Annotated in this window: 17 protein-coding genes; 7 read left to right on the forward strand and 10 right to left on the reverse strand. The window is 32.1% G+C overall.

Annotated features, from left to right (window positions below):
* The first annotated feature begins 46 nt into the window (after positions 1-46).
* The 4 genes from D3P13_RS05080 to bglX all read left to right on the forward strand — a co-directional run bounded on the left by D3P13_RS05080 (position 47) and on the right by bglX (position 5738).
* Positions 47-1624, forward strand: coding sequence for a family 16 glycosylhydrolase (locus tag D3P13_RS05080; protein ID WP_117880184.1), 1578 nt, complete (start codon positions 47-49; stop codon positions 1622-1624).
* Between the two features lie 93 nt (positions 1625-1717).
* Positions 1718-2530 (forward strand): glycoside hydrolase family 16 protein, encoded by an 813-nt coding sequence (locus tag D3P13_RS05085; protein ID WP_117880185.1) that lies wholly within the window; start codon positions 1718-1720, stop codon positions 2528-2530.
* Between the two features lie 4 nt (positions 2531-2534).
* Positions 2535-3368 carry an endonuclease/exonuclease/phosphatase family protein gene (locus tag D3P13_RS05090; protein WP_198679958.1) on the forward strand — a complete coding sequence of 278 codons (834 nt, stop codon included), beginning with the start codon at positions 2535-2537 and terminating at the stop codon, positions 3366-3368.
* A 36-nt stretch (positions 3369-3404) separates the two neighbouring features.
* Entirely contained in the window at positions 3405-5738 is a 2334-nt protein-coding gene (gene bglX / locus D3P13_RS05095) for a beta-glucosidase BglX (protein ID WP_117880186.1), read from the forward strand.
* 61 nt (positions 5739-5799) lie between these two features.
* On the opposite strand, the gene D3P13_RS05100 is transcribed toward bglX, so the two are convergent.
* The 10 genes from D3P13_RS05100 to D3P13_RS05145 all read right to left on the reverse strand — a co-directional run bounded on the left by D3P13_RS05100 (position 5800) and on the right by D3P13_RS05145 (position 19011).
* Positions 5800-6570, reverse strand: coding sequence for a 3-hydroxybutyrate dehydrogenase (locus tag D3P13_RS05100; RefSeq protein WP_117880187.1), 771 nt, complete (start codon positions 6568-6570; stop codon positions 5800-5802).
* On the reverse strand, positions 6563-7345 hold the full coding sequence (locus tag D3P13_RS05105) for an alpha/beta fold hydrolase (protein WP_117880188.1): 783 nt from the start codon (positions 7343-7345) through the stop codon (positions 6563-6565). Before D3P13_RS05105 ends, D3P13_RS05100 begins: the two co-directional genes overlap by 8 nt.
* Before the next feature lie 6 nt (positions 7346-7351).
* Positions 7352-9823, reverse strand: a complete 2472-nt coding sequence (locus tag D3P13_RS05110; protein ID WP_117880189.1) for a TonB-dependent receptor — start codon at positions 9821-9823, stop codon at positions 7352-7354.
* A 155-nt stretch (positions 9824-9978) separates the two neighbouring features.
* Positions 9979-11394 (reverse strand): hypothetical protein, encoded by a 1416-nt coding sequence (locus tag D3P13_RS05115; protein WP_117880190.1) that lies wholly within the window; start codon positions 11392-11394, stop codon positions 9979-9981.
* 5 nt (positions 11395-11399) lie between these two features.
* Positions 11400-12347 carry an alpha/beta fold hydrolase gene (locus D3P13_RS05120; RefSeq protein WP_117880191.1) on the reverse strand — a complete coding sequence of 316 codons (948 nt, stop codon included), beginning with the start codon at positions 12345-12347 and terminating at the stop codon, positions 11400-11402.
* A complete protein-coding gene (locus tag D3P13_RS05125; protein WP_117880192.1) occupies positions 12344-13849 on the reverse strand; it encodes a class I adenylate-forming enzyme family protein in 1506 nt (501 codons plus the stop codon). The genes D3P13_RS05120 and D3P13_RS05125 overlap by 4 nt, the downstream gene beginning before the upstream one ends.
* Positions 13850-13853: 4 nt before the next feature.
* Positions 13854-15350 carry a sodium/pantothenate symporter gene (locus D3P13_RS05130; RefSeq protein WP_117880193.1) on the reverse strand — a complete coding sequence of 499 codons (1497 nt, stop codon included), beginning with the start codon at positions 15348-15350 and terminating at the stop codon, positions 13854-13856.
* Between the two features lie 464 nt (positions 15351-15814).
* Positions 15815-17401, reverse strand: coding sequence for a Gfo/Idh/MocA family protein (locus D3P13_RS05135; protein ID WP_117880194.1), 1587 nt, complete (start codon positions 17399-17401; stop codon positions 15815-15817).
* On the reverse strand, positions 17398-17892 hold the full coding sequence (locus D3P13_RS05140; protein ID WP_117880195.1) for a DoxX family membrane protein: 495 nt from the start codon (positions 17890-17892) through the stop codon (positions 17398-17400). Before D3P13_RS05140 ends, D3P13_RS05135 begins: the two co-directional genes overlap by 4 nt.
* Before the next feature lie 429 nt (positions 17893-18321).
* Positions 18322-19011: a hypothetical protein gene (locus D3P13_RS05145; protein ID WP_117880196.1), complete on the reverse strand. Its 690-nt coding sequence runs from the start codon at positions 19009-19011 to the stop codon at positions 18322-18324.
* 362 nt (positions 19012-19373) lie between these two features.
* Here D3P13_RS05145 and D3P13_RS05150 point away from each other — a divergent pair, with 362 nt between their 5' ends.
* Genes D3P13_RS05150 through D3P13_RS05160 form a run of 3 tightly spaced genes read left to right on the forward strand, consistent with a single transcriptional unit; the run spans position 19374 to position 21926 of the window.
* On the forward strand, positions 19374-19562 hold the full coding sequence (locus tag D3P13_RS05150) for a hypothetical protein (protein ID WP_117880197.1): 189 nt from the start codon (positions 19374-19376) through the stop codon (positions 19560-19562).
* Positions 19563-19605: 43 nt separating this feature from the next.
* Positions 19606-21258, forward strand: a complete 1653-nt coding sequence (locus tag D3P13_RS05155; RefSeq protein WP_198679959.1) for a tetratricopeptide repeat-containing sensor histidine kinase — start codon at positions 19606-19608, stop codon at positions 21256-21258.
* A gap of 2 nt (positions 21259-21260) precedes the next feature.
* Positions 21261-21926, forward strand: coding sequence for a DNA-binding response regulator (locus tag D3P13_RS05160; RefSeq protein ID WP_117880199.1), 666 nt, complete (start codon positions 21261-21263; stop codon positions 21924-21926).
* Positions 21927-21955: the final 29 nt, after the last annotated feature.

Raw genomic sequence — 21955 nt, forward strand, 5'->3', positions numbered from 1 at the left:
TAGTGTGAATAAAGTACATTACAAATCAATATAAAAAGTATAAAAAATGCGTTTTTTATTTATTACCTTAGTAGCTGCAAGCTTACTTGCTTGTAGCAATAACATGAAAGAAAACATTTATTTTGCAGACAATATAGTAGTTGCTCATCGTGGAGCATGGAAAGCAGAACAGCTTCCAGAAAACTCGATTGCTTCGCTAAAACATGCTATAGAATTAAAATGTACAGGCTCAGAGTTTGATGTACATATGACCGCTGATAGTGTTTTAGTTATCTATCATGATGCTCATTTTAATGACTTACTAATTAAAGATACTACTTACGAAGAATTGGCAAAATTTAAACTTTCCAACGGAGAGGTTTTACCAACGTTAAGAGACTACATTCTTGCAGGAATGGAAAATAATACAACCACTGGATTAGTATGTGAGATTAAACCTAATAAAGACAAGGAATATAATCTTAAAATGACGGATAAAGTTCTTGCTTTAGTCAAAGAATTAAAAGCGGAATCATATATCCATTCTTATATTAGTTTTGGGTATGATATCCTTCTTAGGATTCTTGAACTTGATCCAAAGGCCCAAACGCAATATTTAAATGGGACCAAAACGCCGCAACAATTGAAAGATGATGGTATTTCTGGATTAGATTATCATTTAAAAGTATTTAAAAAAAATGCGGAGTGGATACAAAGTGCCAAAGAACTGGGGCTAACATTGAATGCTTGGACGGTAAATTCTCAAGAAGATTTAGATTGGTTAATAGCAAATGAATTTGATTATATTACTACTAACGAACCTGAGTTGTTATTTGATAGAATTAAGGTGAGTCCTGTCAGCAATGGTTATTCATTGGTTTGGAGTGATGAGTTCAATTATAAAGGGAAACCTGATAGCTTAAAATGGACTTATGATTACGGTTTTATTGCAAATCAGGAAAAACAATATTATACGGACAGCCTTAAAAATGCAAGAGTTGAAGAAGGTCATTTAATCATAGAAGCCCACAAGGAAGATATTTCGAATAAAGATTTTAAAAATAAGAAATTGGACAACACTTGGGCTGCGTATAAATCTAAAATTAAAACAGCATCATACACCTCAGCAAGGATAAAAACCGAGGATCTTGCAAAATGGAAATACGGCCGTATTGAGGCGAGGGCAAAATTGCCAAAAGGACGTGGCATGTGGCCGGCAATTTGGATGTTGAGCGAATCAAGAAAAGAACTAGGTTGGCCAGAAAGTGGAGAAATTGACATTATGGAACATGTGGGGTATGATAATGATTCCATTCACGGAACAATACATACCAAGGCGTATAATCATACAATAGGTACTGAAAAAGGTAAAACTATTTTTATAGAAAACCCGAATGATGAATTTCATGTTTTCGCTATTGAGTGGACACCTGAAAAAATAGATTTTATGTTAGATGACGTCGTTTATAATCACATAGAAAATGAGCATAAAACTACTGCAGAATGGCCTTTTGATCAAAAATTTTACCTAATTTTGAACGTTGCTGTCGGTGGCGGTTGGGGTGGTCAAAAAGGAATAGATGATAGTATTTTCCCGCAACAAATGGTGGTGGATTATGTGAGGGTTTATCAAGAGAAAAAGTAATGAAGACCTCAGAATACGATTTACTAAGTCTGGTAAATTAGCTGTTTAATTATAGTAAATAAAAGATATTGTTTAAATATCACATTTAGACTTATGAAGAAAGCATCAAAATATTTAATTATACTTTCCATATTTACAATTTATGCGTGTAATTCATCTGATAGTAAAGATGATAAAGAAATTGAAAAAGAATATCAATTGGTTTGGGAAGATGAATTTAATGAAGAAGGAAATCCTGATGCTACAAAATGGAATTATGAAAATGGTTATGTTAGAAATAATGAAAAACAATTCTATACGGAAAATTTAAAAAATGCCAGAGTTGAAAACGGTTATTTAGTATTAGAAGCCGTTAAAGAAGAAATTGAAGGTTATAATTATTCGAGTGGCAGTATTACTACTAGTAATTTGGTGGCATGGCAATATGGAAAAATCGAAATAAAAGCAAAATTACCCAAAGGAGTTGGCATATGGCCTGCAATTTGGATGTTGGGCGAAAATTGGAAACAAGTTAGCTGGCCTAAATGCGGAGAAATTGACATTATGGAGCATGTTGGCTTCACCAAAGATTCTATCTACGGAACCGTGCATACCGAAGCCTATAATCATAATATAGGAACTGCAGTTGGTAAAGCTGTTTTTATTAATAATCCTTATGATCAGTATCATATTTATGCCGTTGAATGGACTTCAAAAAAAATAGATTTTCTGTTGGATAATGATGTTTATCATTCCTTTAAAAATGAAAACAAAACGGATGCTGAATGGCCTTTTGACCAAAAATTTCACTTAAAATTAAATATTGCTGTTGGTGGTGGTTGGGGTGGTACACAAGGTATTGATGATAGTATTTTTCCACAACAAATGCTAGTAGATTATGTTCGTGTTTATCAAAAAACAAATTAAAAAAATGAAAAAAATTCTGCTTATTATTATTCTAGTAATGTCATATTCAATGACAAATGGTCAAAGTTTAAAAATAATGACTTACAACATTCGATTAGATGTAGCTTCTGATGGAGAAAATGCTTGGGAGCATCGCAAGGAGTTTTTAACCAATCAGATAAAATTTTACAGTCCTGATGTCATGGGTACACAAGAAGGTCGCCCTAATCAGATAAAGTATATGAAAGAAACCTTAACTGAATACAAAATGATTGGCCACGGTAGAGATGGCGGTGATAATGGTGAGTATTCGGCTATTTTTTACAATACAAATAAAGTAAAAGTAGAACAAGATAGCACGTTTTGGTTATCTAAAACTCCTGAAAAGCGATCAAAAGATTGGGATGCTGCTATTGAAAGAATATGTACTTATGGTTTATTTACGGATTTAGAATCTCTTGAAAAAGTATGGATAGTGAATACGCATTTAGATCATATTGGTCAAGAATCGAGAGTTAATAGTATGAAAATTATCGAAGCACATATTAATACGATAAACACAGACAATTATCCTGTAATTTTAATGGGTGATTTTAACGTGGAGCCTGATAATGAATTGATAACCAATTTAAAACAAAACTTTTATGATACTAGAGATCAAAGCAAACTAAAATTTGGTCCTGTAGGTACTTTTAATGCCTTTAAATTCAACGAACCTGTAACAAGACGAATCGATTATATTTTTGTGTCTAAAACTCCCAATGTTAAAGTTGAAAAATATGCTATTTTAAGTAATTCAAAAGATTTAAAGTATCCTTCTGATCATTTACCAGTTTATGTAAAGTTAGAACTAGAGTAAAACCACTAAGCCAAACATCCAAGTAATTTTAAAACCATGAAAAAAATTTATTTATTATTTCTTATCCTTCCCTCTATATTAATATTTCAGAGTTGTAATAACACTAGTAGTAATGCCAAAGCAACTAAAAATGATTTAAATCAAGATGCGAATATTGAACGGAAAGTTGATTCTGTTTTAGCCTTAATGAATTTGAATGAGAAAATTGGGCAAATGGTTCAGTATGCAGCTAGTTGGGATGTAACAGGTCCAGCTTCATCAGAAGGAAATAAATTCAAAGAAGAAAAATTAAAAAAAGGTGAAGTTGGTTCAATGCTTAATGTTACGTCTGTAAAAGCAGTTCGTGAAGCACAAAAATTAGTAATGGATAATTCGCGATTAAAAATCCCTCTTATTTTTGGTTATGATGTAATTCATGGTTACGAAACTATATTCCCTATTCCTTTGGGAGAAAGTGCTAGTTGGGATTTAGAGATAATTCGTAAATCAGCTGAAGTTGCAGCAATTGAAACTTCTGCTGCAGGTGTACAATGGACCTTTGCTCCGATGGTAGATGTTTCTAGAGATGCTCGTTGGGGTCGCATAATGGAAGGTGCAGGTGAAGATCCGTATTTAAGTTCAAAAATAGGTGTGGCTAGAATCAATGGTTTTCAAGGAGACGATTTGTCAAAAAATAATACCATAGCCGCCTGTGCGAAACATTTCGCAGGTTACGGATTTGGAGAAGCGGGTAGAGATTATAATACTGTAAATATTGGAGAACACGAATTGCATAACGCTGTTTTACCTCCATTTAAAGCTGCTGCTGAGGCAGGTGTTGCCACTTTCATGAATTCTTTTAATGAAATAGATGGTATTCCGGCAACAGCTAGCAAAAAATTACAAAGAGACCTATTAAAAGGCGAGTGGGCTTGGAATGGGTTTGTGGTTTCTGACTGGGGTTCAATTGCAGAAATGATTGCTCATGGCTATGCAAAAGATAAGAAACATGCCGCTGAACTTGCTTTAAATGCAGGTAGTGATATGGATATGGAGTCTTATGCTTACGAAGCTGAGTTAGAGAAACTTTTAGAAGAAAATAAAGTAAAGTTAAGTGATATTGATGATGCCGTAAAGCGAATTTTACGCGTAAAATTTCAATTAGGTTTATTTGATGATCCTTATAAATATTGTGATGAAGAACGAGAAAAAAATGAAATTTATACTAAAGAACATTTAGAAATAGCTCGTGATGTAGCTAAAAAATCAATCGTTTTATTAAAGAACGATACTGTTAAAACTAAAAAATCGGCATTGCTACCTTTATCTAAATCTGTAAAGAGCATTGCTGTTATCGGTCCTTTGGCTGATGATAAAGACACACCATTAGGAAACTGGCGAGGAAAAGGCAAATATAATTCTGCAGTTTCTTTATTAGAAGGTGTAAAAGCTGCCGCCGGTGACGATACTAAAATTTATTACGAAAAAGGTATCGAATTGACATCAAAAACGGTTGCACCCGGAGAAAATCAATTCTTACACCTTATGGAATTTAATACAACAGATAGATCAGGAATTTCAGCTGCTGTTAATGCTGCAAAAAAGGCAGACATTGTTTTATTGGCCATTGGTGAAAATGCCTTTCAAACAGGAGAAGGAAGAAGCCAGACAAAAATTGGTTTTGCAGGCTTGCAACAAGAGTTACTTGAAGCGGTTTATGCCGTTAATAAAAATGTAGTTATTGTGCTTATGAATGGTCGCCCAATGGATATTACTTGGGCTGCAGAAAATGTGCCTACAATTTTAGAATGTTGGCATTTAGGATCGCAGTCGGGTTTTGCTATAGCAGATGTTTTATTTGGTGATTATAATCCGTCAGGAAAATTACCTGTTTCTTTTCCATACAATGTGGGTCAAGAGCCTTTGTATTACAATCAAAAAAGCACAGGAAGACCTATGAGTACCCAAGTAACCTATTCTGGCTATAACGATGCTCCTAAAGTAGCTTTATATCCATTTGGACACGGCTTAAGTTATACTAACTTTTCTTATGGCAATGTGAGCTTAGATAAAGCAGAAATGGCTAAGGATGGTGAAATACAAGTATCAGTTAATGTAACCAATAATGGTACTAGAGATGGTGAAGAGGTTGTTCAACTTTATATTAGAGATTTAGTAGGAAGCCTTACACGTCCAATAAAAGAACTAAAAGGATTTGAAAAAATAATGCTTAAAGCAGGTGAAAGCAAAGTAATAAACTTTACAATAGATACCGAAACACTCCAATTTTATACTGCAAATAACAAATGGGAGGTAGAGCCTGGTGATTTTAATGTTTGGATTGGTGGTAGTTCTACAACTAAGAATATGGCTGAGTTTGTAGTTAACTAAGTTTTATCTAATGAACATAAAATGCCCGCTACATAGCGGGCATTTTTTATTTTAAATACACTTACTGTGCACTCCAGCCGCCATCTAAGGCAAAAGTAGTACCTGTTATTGTCGCTGATGCTTCTCCTGCTAATAAAAGAGCCGTTTCTGCAATTACTGATATGGGTACAAACTCTTTAACCGCTTGTTTTTTTAGCATTACTTTTTGTACCACTTCATCTTCTGTCATTTGATGAGCTATTGCTTGGTCTTTTATCTGACCTTCCACCAACGGTGTTTTAACATAGCCTGGACAGATAGCATTGGCATTTATATTAAAAGGAGCTCCTTCTAAAGCTAATACTTTAGTCATGCCTATTACTCCATGTTTGGCAGTAACATAAGCCACCTTAAATTCAGAGGCTCTTAATCCATGAACCGAGGCTATATTAATAATTCTACCAAATTTTTGAGCTTTCATTTGTTTCCAAGCTGCTTTAGACGCATAAAAAGCGGAGTTCATATTAATGGCAATAATATTTTCATACTTTTCTGATGAAAACGCTTCTATGGGAGAAACATGTTGGATACCCGCATTATTTATCAATACTTCTAAAGAACCAAAAGTTTTAATGGTTTCCTTAACCAAGTCTTCAATTTGGTTTTTATCTAATAAGTTAGCATTAGAAAACGAAGTTTTAACACGATACTTTGCAGCAATATTTTTAGCAATTACAGCACCATTGGCTTCTAAACCATTAAACATTACATTGTATCCTTTTTCTGCAAATTGCGTAGCAATACCCAAACCGATACCACTTGTACTTCCGGTAATTAAAACGGTCTTATTCATGACTTAAAAATGTAAATAATGCCTTATTAAATGCATCAGGTTGGTCGAGTACAACTCCATGTCTCGAGTTCTTGATTACTTTAAGAGAAGCATTTTGTAATTTTTTTACATATTCCTCTTTAAATGCTACTGGAGTATAATCCATATCAGAAGCAATTACAAGTGTTTCCGCCTCTATATCTTTTATTTTGTTACCCATGCCCCAATCCATTAGTGTTACGAAAGATTGATAATAATTATCAAAATCATTTTTTTTGCAACGGGCTTCAAACTCGGTCCTTAAATTCAGTTGATGAGATTCAGGAAACATATTAAAAGCAATTTCTTTTGCTAATGGACCCAAACCATTTGTCTTTAGGAATTCAGTTCTATTTTTGAGCAAATTTTCTCCAATTTTTCCCATATCATTAAAATCAGGTCCACTATTGACGATAACCATTTTGTCAATTTTTTCCGGATAAGAATAGGCAAATTGAAAAGCTATTGCTCCGCCCATAGAAAAACCTATAAAAGTGACTTTATCAATTTTTAGAGCGTCTAAAAATTCTTTAATATCATTGACCATGTAGTCAACACCAAAATTATTGTCTTTCATTACCGAGTCTCCGTGACCTCTTAGATCGACTGTGATCACACGAAAGTTTTTAGAAAAGAAAGGAACTTGAAAGTCCCAATCTTTTATAGATGATCCGAGCCCGTGAAGGAAAAGTAAGACCTTGCCCTTTCCTTTATCCTCGTAGTTCAGTGTTATATTGCTGAGGTTTATTTTTGGCATTGAATATTATTTTTTCTTAAAGAAATCTACTGTATATTTTAACTCAACAGAATATAAAGTACCAATTATTGGCGAAGCTACAAACTCTCGGTTTTTAGCATTAAACAAGTTTGTAATACTAGCACCTACTGTAAATTTATCCGTAATATAATAACCAGCATTGGCATCAATAGTTAAGCCCCCTAATTGACCGTAGTTCCATGTTCTTCCGTTCTTGGCATTTGCAAAAACATCGTTGGTGCCATCTCCATCTAAATCTTGTGTTTTTGCTGCAATGTTTATCCCAGAAAAGAAGTCATATTTTTCTACCCAACGACCATAAAGTGTTCCATAGAACTTATTTTTATTATAGTGTAATCCAATACTTAATTTGTTGGTTGGTGTATTTATTGGTAATTCCGTGTCTAATACTACACCATCTAAATTACCGTCATTATCCATATCGCTTTTGTCTAAATCACGACCAAAATAAGAATAGTTTAGAGAAGTTCTAAAGGCATCAGTATGGTAATAATTCAATCCGATATCAATACCATAAGTATCTACTTTACCGAAGTTTAAATAAGTCAGTAAGAAAGCAGACGGCCCAGTGGCTCCTGGAACTGCATCTTCAAATTTTTCATCTCCAACGTGAGTTACATAATTACCATTTGCGGCATCAGCAATATTGCGTAACGGGCTAATAAAGTTTTTAGATTTATTATAATAAGCATTAGCATCAATAAACAATTTATCAGTTAATTGCCCTTTATAACCGACTTCATAAGAGTCTATAGTTTCAACATCTAATTTTTGGATTTTAGTACCGTCGGTTAAAGTAAATCCTTCACCATTACCGATTAGCAATCCACCAAAAAGATTTCCTTTTAAATTTAAAATAGACGGTACAGCAATACCTTTACCGTAAGTTGCTCTAAAAGTACCTTTATCCATTACCTTGCTGATTGCAAATTTTGGAATAAAGTTTGAGCCATATAATTCATGATTGTCAACTCTTGCTCCAAATAGAAAGTTCCATCCAGATTCGGCTAATTTATATTCCAATTGTGTATAAACTCCTTTTTGATCGATGTCGATACCATTTTGATCTAAGAGATAAGTACCATTAGAATCTGCCATATCTAATTGATATTGAGCTCCTAATGTCAAATAAAACTCACCCCAATTATTATTGTATTGGCCTTCTGCATTAAACCTTTTTGATGCATCTTCAAAAACGGCACCTCGAGGTAAGGCGATGCCAAAAGCTTGATTCCATTGTTCGGTATAAGACCTTCTCAAAGCTTCTTCTTCACTAAAACCATTATCCTTAAATGATACATAATTTTGTGTTCTTTGGTTCATGGCATAGGTATCTTCCGTTTTACTCCAAGTATAATAAGTATTAAAGAAAAAGTTAGTCGATACAAATTTTAATTGGGCAATATCTATGCTCCAATCTTTAATTTTATTACGCCCAGCATTGGTTACCCCAATATTACTATTATTACTATGGCCATAATAACCAATAATTTCAGATGCTTTACCAGGTTTAAAATGCAAGGACGCACCGTATTTTTCACTGTCAAAATCATTGTCTTTTCCTAATTCTTTATATCCTTTATCACCAACATAAACGCTATCTGTATAATCAAACTCTTCACCAGTAGATTTTTCAAAATGCAGTTTATAGGCAAATTTGTCACTAATGGCTTGTGCGTGTCTTAATCTGGCAGTAAATACTTTTTGGTTACCAACACCAACAGCAAAAGTTGTTCCTTCAGATGTAAAAGGGTTTTTCGTAATAGTGCTTACCAATCCGTTATGGGCATTAGGACCATATAGTGTACCGTTAGGACCTAAAAGAATTTCAACACGTTCTACGTCATCTTTTGTAACGGTAGAAAAAGTACCAAAAGGTAAGCCGGTAGCTACCAATGTAGAAACTCTATCATCAGTAATTTGAAGATTTTTAGAATTAAATGCAGAGTTAAAACCTCTAATGTTAATTCCAGTACCTAAAACTCCACTTCGAACAAAATCCACACCTTTTTGTCTTGCGGCCAATTCGCCAATATTAAAACTAGCAAATTCTTGAATGTCTTGTGCTCTAATTACGTTGACAGTAGCCGGAACATCCGTAATTTTTTGAGGTTTTTTACCTGCAGTTACAACCACTTCATTTAAAATGTTGTCCGATGAATTTAGAGAAATATCTACTTTAGTAATTTTGCCAGCTTCAACTGAAACACGCTGTGTAATTGATTGTAATCCCAAAAATGAGAAAGTTACATTATAACTGCCTACAGGAATATTTTCTAAAAGATAATTTCCATCAAAATCAGTAACAACGCCTTTGCTAATACTGTTAATGCTAACAGAAGCAGATGGCAAAGGTTGTCCGGCATCATCGGTAATAATACCTTGAATACTTCCGGTATCTTGAGCATGCAAAATTGCAAAAGAAAATATAGTTAAAAGAAGAAACAGTTTTTTCATAATATAGTGTCGTTTGAGTTAAATTAGGTGTGCAATCTATTATGAAAAAATAATTATCATCAAGTTTATTCTAGTCAAACTAAGTGCGACTATTACTAGTTAGTGTTAAATTAAATTGTATATATTATTGATAATGAGGTCATTTAAACGATAAGTTAAAGGTAGGACTTTAATTGTAAAAATGCTTCAGGAAGATTTTTTGAAAGTTTATCTATAACTTTAATCATGTGTTGTTTTTGATTTAAGGTGTGTTGCTTATCGCTTATAGGCTCTTTAATTTCTTCCAATAATTTAGTGGCATTAATTTTACCTTCCATATATCTAGATAGCGATATACTCCAGGATATATTGGGTACATAATTCCCTTTTTTCTTTCGTTCCTTTTCTTTGGCTATGAGATTAAATTTACTTGTAATTTTTAAAACTTCATCATATTTTTCTTCAATAACCAGCACGTTTATATATGATGTAAAGAAATGATGCCAACGGTGTTCAATGATTTTAGATTTGTATTTTTTAATTATTTTTTTGGCGTAGTTATCTGCTTCAGCTAACTTATTAAGTTCGGTTAGAATTCGAATTTGATTAGAAGCATAACCTAGTTTTTGATGATAGTTATGGGTTTCATTGAAAAGATTAATGTATTCTGCCATTAGTACATTCGCTTTTTTTGGTTTACTGTTTTTAAGCAGAATAGATACCAGATTATTAAGGTACATTAAGGTGTCATTATTTTCTTGACGTATAGAGAGAAATGCGTAATACTCCGCTTTTTTCAATTCATCTTTTCTAGAGTGCATTAAAACACGACTGGCGTAATAATTAGATAATATCCTTCTCGAATACATTTGCCCCATCCCAAAAAACACATCTATTTGATCAAATATTTTTTTTAGTTTTTCACTCTCATTATAATTGGTATACATAAATGCTAATAAAACAAAAGCTTGATATCTATTTTTACCATCAATTTCTGTGGTTTGAAAAATTTTTAACAACCATTTTTCCCAAAATTTTGGTTCATTGTTATTGAGGCTATATTGGTTGGTAATATCGGTGGTGGCGTTGTATAATTTTGAATCAATTCTTGTGGATGTAGTATAATGGTGCTCGTAATTTTTAAGAAAATCGGCCACAATTTGATGATCATTATACCGCATTCTAACGAGTAAATAGGGTTTATAATCCTTTACCAACTCATATAAATTCTGAAAATTATAATCCACTTTCTTATATTGAATTATGTATTGTAAAAAATATTTTTCTTCCGTTGCAGTAATAGCATCGGTCAATACTTTATTTTTTAAAAGCATAATCCAATTTATAATAATATCAACATCGATGGAGGTGAGTTTGTTGTTAATCCACTTCTTGATATAAGAGTATTTTCGCTTATCAATACTTTGATTAAACGCTAATGGATTATTTTCCGACAAGGCATTGGTAATTACCAATGCTATTATTTGTGTTTTTTCAGGGTCTTTAAATTGATGAAAGGCTGATAAATAAGTCGCTTCATGCGGAAGAATGTGCTGACTAAAATCGGTAAATTTTTTTAGTTTAGTTTTCAAACGTTTTATTCTTTTGATTCAACAAACTGTTTTATCAATAAATTTACTTGATTTGGTTTTTCAAACTGAACGAAATGACCACTTTCAGGGATGTACTCCACTTGAACATTTTTAATTTGTTCTTTGGCAATATTTCCCACCTTTTCAGTGCTTAACGTCGGATTAAAATAACGGTTGGGTATCAATTTATCTTCCTTACCAAAAATAACTAGGGTATTTTGTTTTATATCCTTTAATTGATTAAAAACAGGTTCGTCTAACATACCTGCAATGCTTTTAATAATAGCTTCACAATGGGCATCAAAATTAGATGCATTTTTAATATGTTTACGGTCATCAATCATTTTTTGAGCATCTTCGGGCAATTTGAAAAAATTTAATGCATAATTATTTACAATTTGTTCGTCAGAAGTGTTTTTTACGGTAGCTGCCGTGTAAGCCGTTTTCATAAAGTTGGCTTGTTCTTTTTTAAAAGTTTCTAACCCTGCAGGGGCAATAAGTATTAATTTTTGAATGTCTTTGGGATAGGTGGTTGCTAACTTAATAGATGCTTGTCCACCCATTGAGTGTCCAATAAGCACAACATTTTTTAACTCTAATTTTTTAATTAGTTGATGTGTAATTGAAGCAAAATAGGAAGGTGTATAATCAACGTTAAGCATTGAAGACTTTCCGTAACCTGGTAAATCTAAGGCTAAACAGGTATAGTTGTTTTTTAGCATTTCAATATTTTTCGACCAAGCATCAGCATTGCTACTCAAGCCGTGTAAAAACAACAATGTGGTTGCACCTTTACCTTCCATTATATAGCTAATTTCTATACTATCAATGGTTATTGATTTTGCCGGATATGTATATTCAGAAACGATATTTTTCATAAGTTTTGGTGTGTTTTGTGCAAATAATATCGCGTTAATGCAGAACAAAAATATAAGAGCTATTTTTTTTATCATTTTTTTGATTTTAACGAATTAAAGTAAATCATTAATCTTTTTCTAGAAACTTTTCCTAAACCAGTAATGGGTATTTTATCCATTAAAAATATATATTTAGGATGTTTAAAACCAACTAAGTTTTTGTCTAAAAAAGTACGAATGTCTTTAATTACAATGCTTTTGTCATTAGTAGTAACAAAGGCAATGCCGCAACGGCCCCACTTTTCATCTTTTGTACTTAATACAATCGCCTTATCAATACCATTAAACTGTTCAATTACTGTTTGAATTTCTTGAGGATAGATATTTTCGCCACCAGAGATATACATATCATCTTTGCGGCCTTTTAAAAATAAGTATCCTTCTTGGTCTTTATATGCCATGTCACCAGTATGTAACCAGCCATTTTTAATTTTATTTTTGGTTTTTACCGAGTTGTTCCAATAACCAGGACTCACAACTTCACCTTTTATACATAGTTCGCCAATTTCATTGGTTTTTACAGTTTTCCCTAAGTGATTAATGATTTTTATATTGAGGTAAAAATTTGATTTCCCAATGGAATTAGGTTTTAATTTTGCCATTTCATGGTGCAAAGAAGTGATACTTGGACCAGCTTCAGTCAATCCATAACCTGGTCTTATGTATACTTTTTTTTCTTCATACCAATAGTTAATTATCTCTTGTGAAACCTCCTCACCGCCAGAAATAATATATCGTAAATTACTTAAGTCAACTTCTTTAAACACTTTGGTTTGTTGCATCATTAGAAGCATGGTTGGTAATGCCATAAATAAAGAGGTTTCATTTAAGGCTAATAAACATAATGCTTTTTCAGCATCAAACTTATCAAGCATACCAATATGTGCTCCTTTATGTAATAAGGGTGTTATAAAAATATTCCATCCTGAAGTGTGGTAAGGTGGTAGAATATTTAATGTTGAATCTTTAAACGTAATTCCCAATTGCATTGACGTGTTCAGGCTATTCCAGAACATCATTTTGTTGGTGTAAATAACACCTTGTGGACTACCAGTAGTACCTGAGGTGTAAAATATAAAAAGAGGGTTATCTTCCTTTATTATATATTTTTTATTCGAAATAGGGATTGGATTTTTATAGTGATACTTTACTAATTCAGGTGTTAAAGTCTTGATATTATGAACTGCTTCGGGATCTATTTTTTCTTTATAATCTGGATGATAGATTAATAATTTCGGAATACAATCGACAATTAATTTTGTTATTTCTTTTTGTGAGAGACGATAGTTAAGAGGTACTAAGATTACTCCCATTCGCTGACAAGCAGCAAATAGAACAATATATTCTAAAGAGTGTTGGGCTAAAACTGCAATTCTATCTCCTTCTTCCAGTCCTAATGTGATAAACTTATCCGTTAACCTGTTAGCGAAGGTATCTAATGAGGCATAGCTATAATTCTCGTTACTATCATAAGAGGTTAACGCTGTCTTATCTGGCGTATAATCTGCCCATTTTGCTATCCAATCAAAAGTATCCAAATTATTATGACGTTTTTAGTTTTGAATTGTTTGTGAATTTGTACAATACCAATCCTACAAGTAAAGATGTTACAATTGCAATAGCGGCCGAAACTCCTGGGTTATTTACAGGCTCTTGCATATATGGTGTTATTCTGCCGTAATAAATTCCAAAATGGACTACTAAAGCGGTAATACTAGCTATAAAAACTACTTTTATGGAAACATCTTTTAAAAAGATACCAAATAACACAGGTACAAATGCTGCCGCAAAATAGGCATAAACCCCATTTTGAGCAAAAATTGCAACACTTACATTGGGATATTTAATTTGGTGCCAACTTAATAAGAAACTTACTATTGCTAATATAACGATCACTATTTTGTTTATGACAAAGGTGTTTTTACTTACTTTATTTTTAAAAATGGGTTGTAATATATCAGAAGTTATCGTTATTGATAAGGATTGTATAAGGCTTTCTAATGTTGATAATCCTGCAGAAATTAATCCGACTACAATTATCAACCCCGTTACAACTGAAAATTTTGTAACTACATAAGCAGGAATAATTTCATCCATTTTTAGTTTTTCGCCATTTACGGTGAAATCAGGAAAACTGATGCGTGCATATAAACCAACGACCACAACCAAAAAGAAAACAATCATAAATGAGATACCACTAAACAAATAGGTGTTTACTTTTTTAGGATCTTTTAATAATAACGATTTTGTAATGATATGGGGTTGGCAAACAACAGCGACGCCTATTACAATTTGAGCTGCAATAATTTCAAAATAATCACGGAATAGAAAGCTGGTTTCGTTGGTAGGCTTTGTTAAATTGGGGTCTATGTCGTTTAGTTTATCCAAAAAACCAGAAATGCCGCCGTCCATAAATTCGTAACCAGATCCAATTAAAATTAATGCTACAATAAACATGATAATAGCTTGTATGGTATTGGTATATACCATGGAGTTGGCCCCACCAAACATCATATAACCAAATACAAATACCGTAATGCCCATGAGTACATAAAAAGGTTCTAGGTTTAAAGATTTTGCGATGACCTGCGTTAGTCCTACATTAATTAAGACAATAAACGTAATTAATAAAAGTGCAATTACACCAAAGAAAAAAGCATAATTCTTATTTTGATAGCGTTGCCCCATCCATTGAGCCATGGTGGTAGCTTTAACGGTGCTACCATATTTTGCAAAGCCTTTTGTAAGTACAATTAGTGAAATAAAAGCAGCTATGGGTAAAATAATACCAAAGGAAAGTACACCTGAAAGTCCGTAGAGAGCTATAAATCCAGGGTTAATAATAAAAGTTGCTGCACTTGTCATAGAAGCGGCTAATGATAAACCAACCACCCATGATGGAAACCCAATCGTTCCCACGGCATAGTCGGCAATATTTGTAGTTTTTCTAGCTCCTCTAATAACAAAATATAAAATTACACAGGCGTAAACGGCTAATAAAAGCCACATATAAGTTACCCAATTATCTGATGCAAACATTAAAATTGATTTTGAAACAAATAAAATGCTTATTGTTTAATAATATGGAGTTTTATCGATATATTTTAGTGTGACTATACAGTGTATTTGTTTTATAATTTCTTAAGGAACTAATTTACAGATATATAAAGAAGTGAGACTTAAGTTAATTGCAAAATGGGAACTAAATTAGAAGACACAGTTCGTTATTTATCAAGTGCAGTAATTGCACTTGCAACTACCTGCCTTTGCAAGTCAGATGTCTTAAAACAACAAAACCTGCTTAATTTAAAAATGGAAAATTTTTCCAGTAATAGCTATTTATACTAAAAAAGTAAAGAATAAGTATTTAGAAAATACTTTTGATTCATTATTGTCAGGTAAAGAAATTAAAATAACAAAAACCAAAGCTATTGGTGTTCTATAAAATCATGGTGTATATATGCTGCCATAAATAGTATCCTTTTTATTTATGACAGCATTTTTTATGCATTAGAAAGTAAAACTTCATCAAAATTAATACCTTCTATTGGTTTAATTACTTGATTAGAAGAATCCCAATCAATTCTTCTTCCTAACTTATAGGAAAGCCCGGTCATGTGAGCGGAAATTGCCTCTTCAAATCCTTCTTTTATTCCACAGCTCAATTCCCCTCCATTTTTAATACCACTTAACCATTCACGTAAATGTAAAAAAGTCGAATCTACTCTGGATCCATTAATATAGGTCCACATTAATCCTTTATCAGCAAAATATTGAGAAGTCGCAGAGGAAATTGCATCAGGAATATTTGCTCCCGGATCGTATTGAAAAATCGGATTAGAAGGTCTCATTTTATTCGATTTAAGCATAGTCTCGTATTTAGTTGAACGACTATCGGGCCAAATAGTCAATTTATTACCAAGTTCCATGGTAGCGTCATGTCCCATAAGTAATGTTGGACGGCTAAATCCGTTACCCAGTGTAGCACTGTAAATAAAGGTCATTCCTTTTTCTTTTCCTTTTTCCTGACTACTACCAGTACTAAAATTCGGAAACTCCATATTCACTTGTAAAACATCAGGCACATTACGTCCATCAATATGTGTATAAATACCTCCAGAAGCTGTAATAGAATCTGGGATACCCATGTTCATAACACAGTTAAGCCGATCATAGTCATGTGTAAGTAAATCACCCGACAAACCAGAACCGTAAGCCCACCATTTTCTCCATCTAAAAAAATGATTTTTATTAAATGGAACTTTTGGAGCAGAACCTAAAAAAAGGTCCCAATCTATAGTTTGTTCGTTTGCTTCTTCATGAATACTATAGTTCCAAGCTCCATTATCATCATTTCTATTCGTATTTGTTTGAATCATAGACACATGCCCTAATGTGCCTTTTTTAACAATGTCTTGTGCTGTTTTAAAACTTAATGTTTGTCTGTGTTGATGGCCAACCATTAGTAGAGCACTTGACTTTTCGGCAGCTTCTCTGAGTCTATAAGTTTCTTCTATTGTGTGTGTCATTGGTTTTTCAACATATACATGAACACCATTTTCTAATGCATCAATTGCCATTGGTGCGTGCCAATGGTCTGGTGTAGCAATAATAATAGCATCTACATTACCACTACGAATCATTTCTTGATGTGTTTTATAACGTTTTACAGTATTTTCTTTTGTAGAAAAAGAGGCAATAACATTCTCTGCCCTAACATCAAAAGCATCACAAACAGCTACCAAATTTATATTTAATTTATCCTGAGCTTGAAAATCTTTTAATGCAGTGTGCTTAGGGTTTTTTTCTACGGCCTTTTCCATATTTTGAAGCCATTCTTTGGTTGCAAAACCTAATGATTTACAAAGTTGTTCTCCACGGATACCAAAACCGACAATACCAACTCTAATCGGTTTGCCACCAATTGAAGGTAATGCTGAAGACAAAGAGGGTTTTATATTTAATTGTTCCAATATTTCTGAACGTTCTTTATTGGTCATAAGACCCTTTGAAGCTCCTGCCCACCAAATTCCACCAACAATTGGTAAACCTGCTAAGCCTTTTATCATGTCTCGTCTAGTCCATTTCATAAATTTTCTATTTTAATTTCTTCTTTATTTTTATTAAAAACACGTCTCAATCCAAAGTAGTTGCCAGTTGGTAATTGATAAATTATAATACAGGCAACAAGCTCAATTAAGTTTTTGTTTATAAACCAATAGCTTCCTTCAACGTTTACTTGCATTAACCAAGGAAAAGGAGGATGTGCCAAATAATATAGTGCCAATAGACCAATACCAACAATTGCTCCTAGTTTCTCAAAAATACCGAGCGTCAAAGTGAGACCTACCACTATAAGGGCAGCCATATTTAAGCCATCAACCCAACCGACGACTCCTTCGCTAGTAAGAGCGGTAAACACTGATTTTAAAGGCCCTTGTGCAGAGGCTAGATAACCGAAAGATGTCCAATCAGGATTATATAGTTTTATAATCCCTTCATATAAAAAGTGCCAGCCAATAAATATTCTCATCAGGGCTACGCTGTCTTTTAGTCCCCACATTTTTTTAGTTTTAGCCATTTGATTTATATTAAATAGTGTACTAAGTTAGGTCTATAAAGGAATGTTTTTTATGATTTTTATCAGGTATTAAAAATCAAGAAATAGCTATGATTCTATATAAAGAGCATATCAATTATACAGGTTTTCTCAAAATATTTCAAGTTTATCCAAAGTCTTTTGAGTTGATTTAGAAAATACCGAAGATACTTTGTGATCTGGCAACAACAATAGAAGTTACCAAAACCAGGGCTGTTGGATGTTTTATAAAAATTTAGTTTAGAAGTTTTAAATGATACTTAAAAAGCAGACGATCGTCTGCTTTTTTGTTGAAACAGTGTGATTTTTAAAATAATAATTTACCAATATAAAAAGAAGGTCATTTCCAAGTTTATTACTCTCGGAATTACTTACTTTTATTTATCTCACAATACTATATAATTAACCAATTTACTTATTGCAAATATGTTTATCAATCATATACTGAGTTATTGGATCAAGGGTTTTACCAGTTGTTGGATGTAAGCCATGATAAGTAAAAAATTCTAATTCTCCTTTTATTGATTTACCATACCATAAATTTTCACTTCCATCTGGTTTAAAAAAATGGTAATTACAATCAGGTTCAACTCTTTTAAAATTATCAAAGATTACTTTATTATATTGAATAGATTTGATTTCACTTTCATATTCACATTTAATTCTCTCAAAATGATTGTTTTCTATCCAAACCATGCAATCTTTTTTTGTAAGCTCATATCCAAAATAACTAATTAGTAAGACAATAATTATTGATCCTATTGTAGTTTTATTTTTATTAATATTTGAAATAAAATTGTTGTGGTATTTCTTTTCAGGTGAGTTTTCTTTTAAAAAATGATGATAGTCTTTATATCCCAAATATTTACATAATCCAAGAATAACTTTTTGTTGCATAATACTAACATCATTACCCCCCTTTTTTATAGCTAAATTATAGTAATCTCGAAATCTTCTTTCTCCAAATTGGAATTGCTCTTTTTCCTCAATGAAGTTTGATAATAATTTGGCAATACTTGTATTTGATGGTGTTTTACCATCTCTTTTTTTTTCGTTTTCTTCAGCTTTTTTAAAAGCTTTAAGGATTAGATCTCTATGCATTAATGGGTTAATTAATAGAACGTTAAAATTACAAATTACTTTGGAAATTTTTTGGAAAAAGGTTTCCAAATAGTTTCCATTCACTTTCCAAACTTTCCAGACTATTATTTTTTCATTTGCTCTTGAATTGATTAAATGCCTTACTCGTAATAAGGCTTGCGAATTAAATCAATTTAAAAAATGGGAGCCATGAGGCAGCGTAATATAATCATTGGGAAGTAATTATACTTCTCTGTTTCTAGACTCCATACTTCCCAAAAAGAGAGAGCTCTCTTCAGTATTTAACGTGTTGTTGGGTAACAATAAACTCTGAGTAAAAACTCGGACAGCAACACTTTTGTTCAATTTAAAATTAACACAAAATGAAAAAAATAGTTTTAATTATGGTTATGGTTTTCCTCAATATATTTTTATTCTCATGTTCATCAGATGATGTTTTATCGGATACTGACCCTGAAAATTTGGAGATTGCCGAAGAGTGTTGTGACGAAGAAGGTGACATTCCACCACCTCCACCACCACCTCCACCAACAACCCCTATCGAAAATTAATGGTTAACTAAAAATTAGTTAGTATTTTAGAGGAATGAAAAAAATGAAAACTTCATTCCTCTTTTTTTATTTATGTATTACTACCTTTTCCTGCATTGAAGATGTTCCTGCTCAACAATCTATTGATAGTTCATATTATTACTATTCTTTAATTTTTAATCCTAAAAAAAATACTGATTTAACTTCAGCTTTTGTTTTTTATAATAACCAAAAAAATCAAAGTCTAATAGAAAAAGATACTTTAAAGGCAATAAATGATTTAAGGTTAATTGCTATTATTCAAAACAAAATAGGATTTTTAAATGAAAGTGAAAACTCATCTGTTGAAGCACTGAAATTGTTAGACCAAGTAAAAGCTAGTGATTCAATAATTGTAGAAGCAAAAGTAGGGCTATTTAATCATTTAGGTAAAATTTACCGAAACCTTGAACTATATGATAAAGCAATAGAATTCTATAATAATGTATTAGATATTGCCCAAACACAAAGTCAAATTACAACTATTTTGAATAATAGAGCATTTGCCTATTATGAACAAAAAAAGTATGATTTGGCCATCATTGAATTCAATAAAATTTATAAACAAAGTTTATTGAATAATAATAAAAAATCAATAGCAAGAGCTTTGGATAATTTGGGTTTGGTACAATCAAAATTAAACTATCCAGTTGCCTTATCAAATATTAAAGAAGGTTTAAAGATAAGAGAAGATCTTGGCTACGTAACAGGTGTTTTTACTAGCTACCTACATTTAACAGAATATTATAAAGACAGGAATCAGAAAAACAATGCCTTATTTTATGCTAAAAAGGCATTAGATATTGCCAATACTAGTAAAAGTTTAACAAAGAAAGAAAGTGCATTGTCTTTTTTGATGGATTTAAATGATAACCCTGAAATTATTGAATTTAAAAGAATAACTGATAGTATTTCAAAAGTGAGGCTGACTCAGAAGAATGGATATGCGTCAATAATATATGATTTAGGAAACGAAACGAAAAGAGCAAATGAAAATAAACTAAAAGAAGAAAAAGAAAAACGATTGAAATTATGGTATCAAGCAATTGGGATTTTTATCTTTTTGGGAGCTATTTTTTTATATTTTATCTTAAGGTCAAAATATAAAAAGAATAAAATTGAACAGATATATAAAACGGAAACCCGTATTTCAAAAAAGGTACATGATGAAGTTGCTAATGAAATATACCACGCAATGATCAAGTTACAAGATGATTCGAATACAAAAGAAGAGATTTTAGATGATTTAGAAGACATTTACAGCAAAACAAGAGAAATATCTAAAGAGAATAGTACTATTGATTTTACAGAGAATTTTGAATCATTATTAAATGATTTGTTATTAAGTTATGAGGATACAAAAGTAAATGTCATAACAAGAAATATGAACAAAATAAATTGGGGCAGTGTTTCTGATTTAAAGAAAACAGCCATATATAGAGTGTTGCAAGAATTGATGACCAACATGAAGAAGCATAGTAAGGCTTCTAATGCTGTATTGCATTTTAGTAAACTAAGAAACAGAATTATTATTGAGTATAAAGATGATGGGGTAGGCTGTATTGTAAAAAAGAAAGGTGGTTTGCAAAATGCGGAAAACCGTATTAAACAAGTAAACGGAACTATTACTTTTGAATCACAAATTAATAATGGATTTACTGCAAAAATTATAGTTTAATTATGTTTAAAAAGGTATTGGTTGTAGAAGATATGGATGACATCAATAGAGGTGTTAAAATTGCATTGTTGGAATTAAATATTTCAGAAATTGACCAAGTACAATACTGCGATGATGCATATCTTAGAATTAAAAAAGCGATAAAAGACCAAAAACCTTATGACTTATTGATTTCTGATTTATCATTCAAAGTAGATCATCGCGAGCAAAAATATCCTTCAGGTGAAACCTTAATTAGAGCCTTACAAGAAGTACAACCTGATTTAAAGGTTATTATGTATTCAGTAGAAGATCGGCTTCAAAAAGTGAGAACCTTAATAAATACATGCAATATTAAATCATATGTATGTAAAGGCAGACACGGCTTAAAAGAATTATCAAAAGCCATTCATACTGTTTATAATAATGTGCAATATCTTTCTCCCCAAGTAGCAAAAGCCTTAAGTGATCGCTCTAATTTGGAAATTGATGATTACGACTTAGAACTCGTAAAACAATTATCTTTTGGCTTATCACAAGATGAAATAAGCAGCTATTTTAAAGAAGAAAACATTTCCCCCAATAGTTTGAGTTCTATAGAAAAACATTTAAACAAACTAAAAATACAATTTAAAGCCAATAATGCTACACACTTAGTAGCTACTGTAAAAGACTTAGGGCTTATTTAACAACTTCCTTTTTATAATTTTTTTGCCCG

Origin of the sequence: Aureibaculum luteum (assembly GCF_003449015.1) — a bacterium.
Lineage (GTDB): Bacteria > Bacteroidota > Bacteroidia > Flavobacteriales > Flavobacteriaceae > Aureibaculum > Aureibaculum luteum.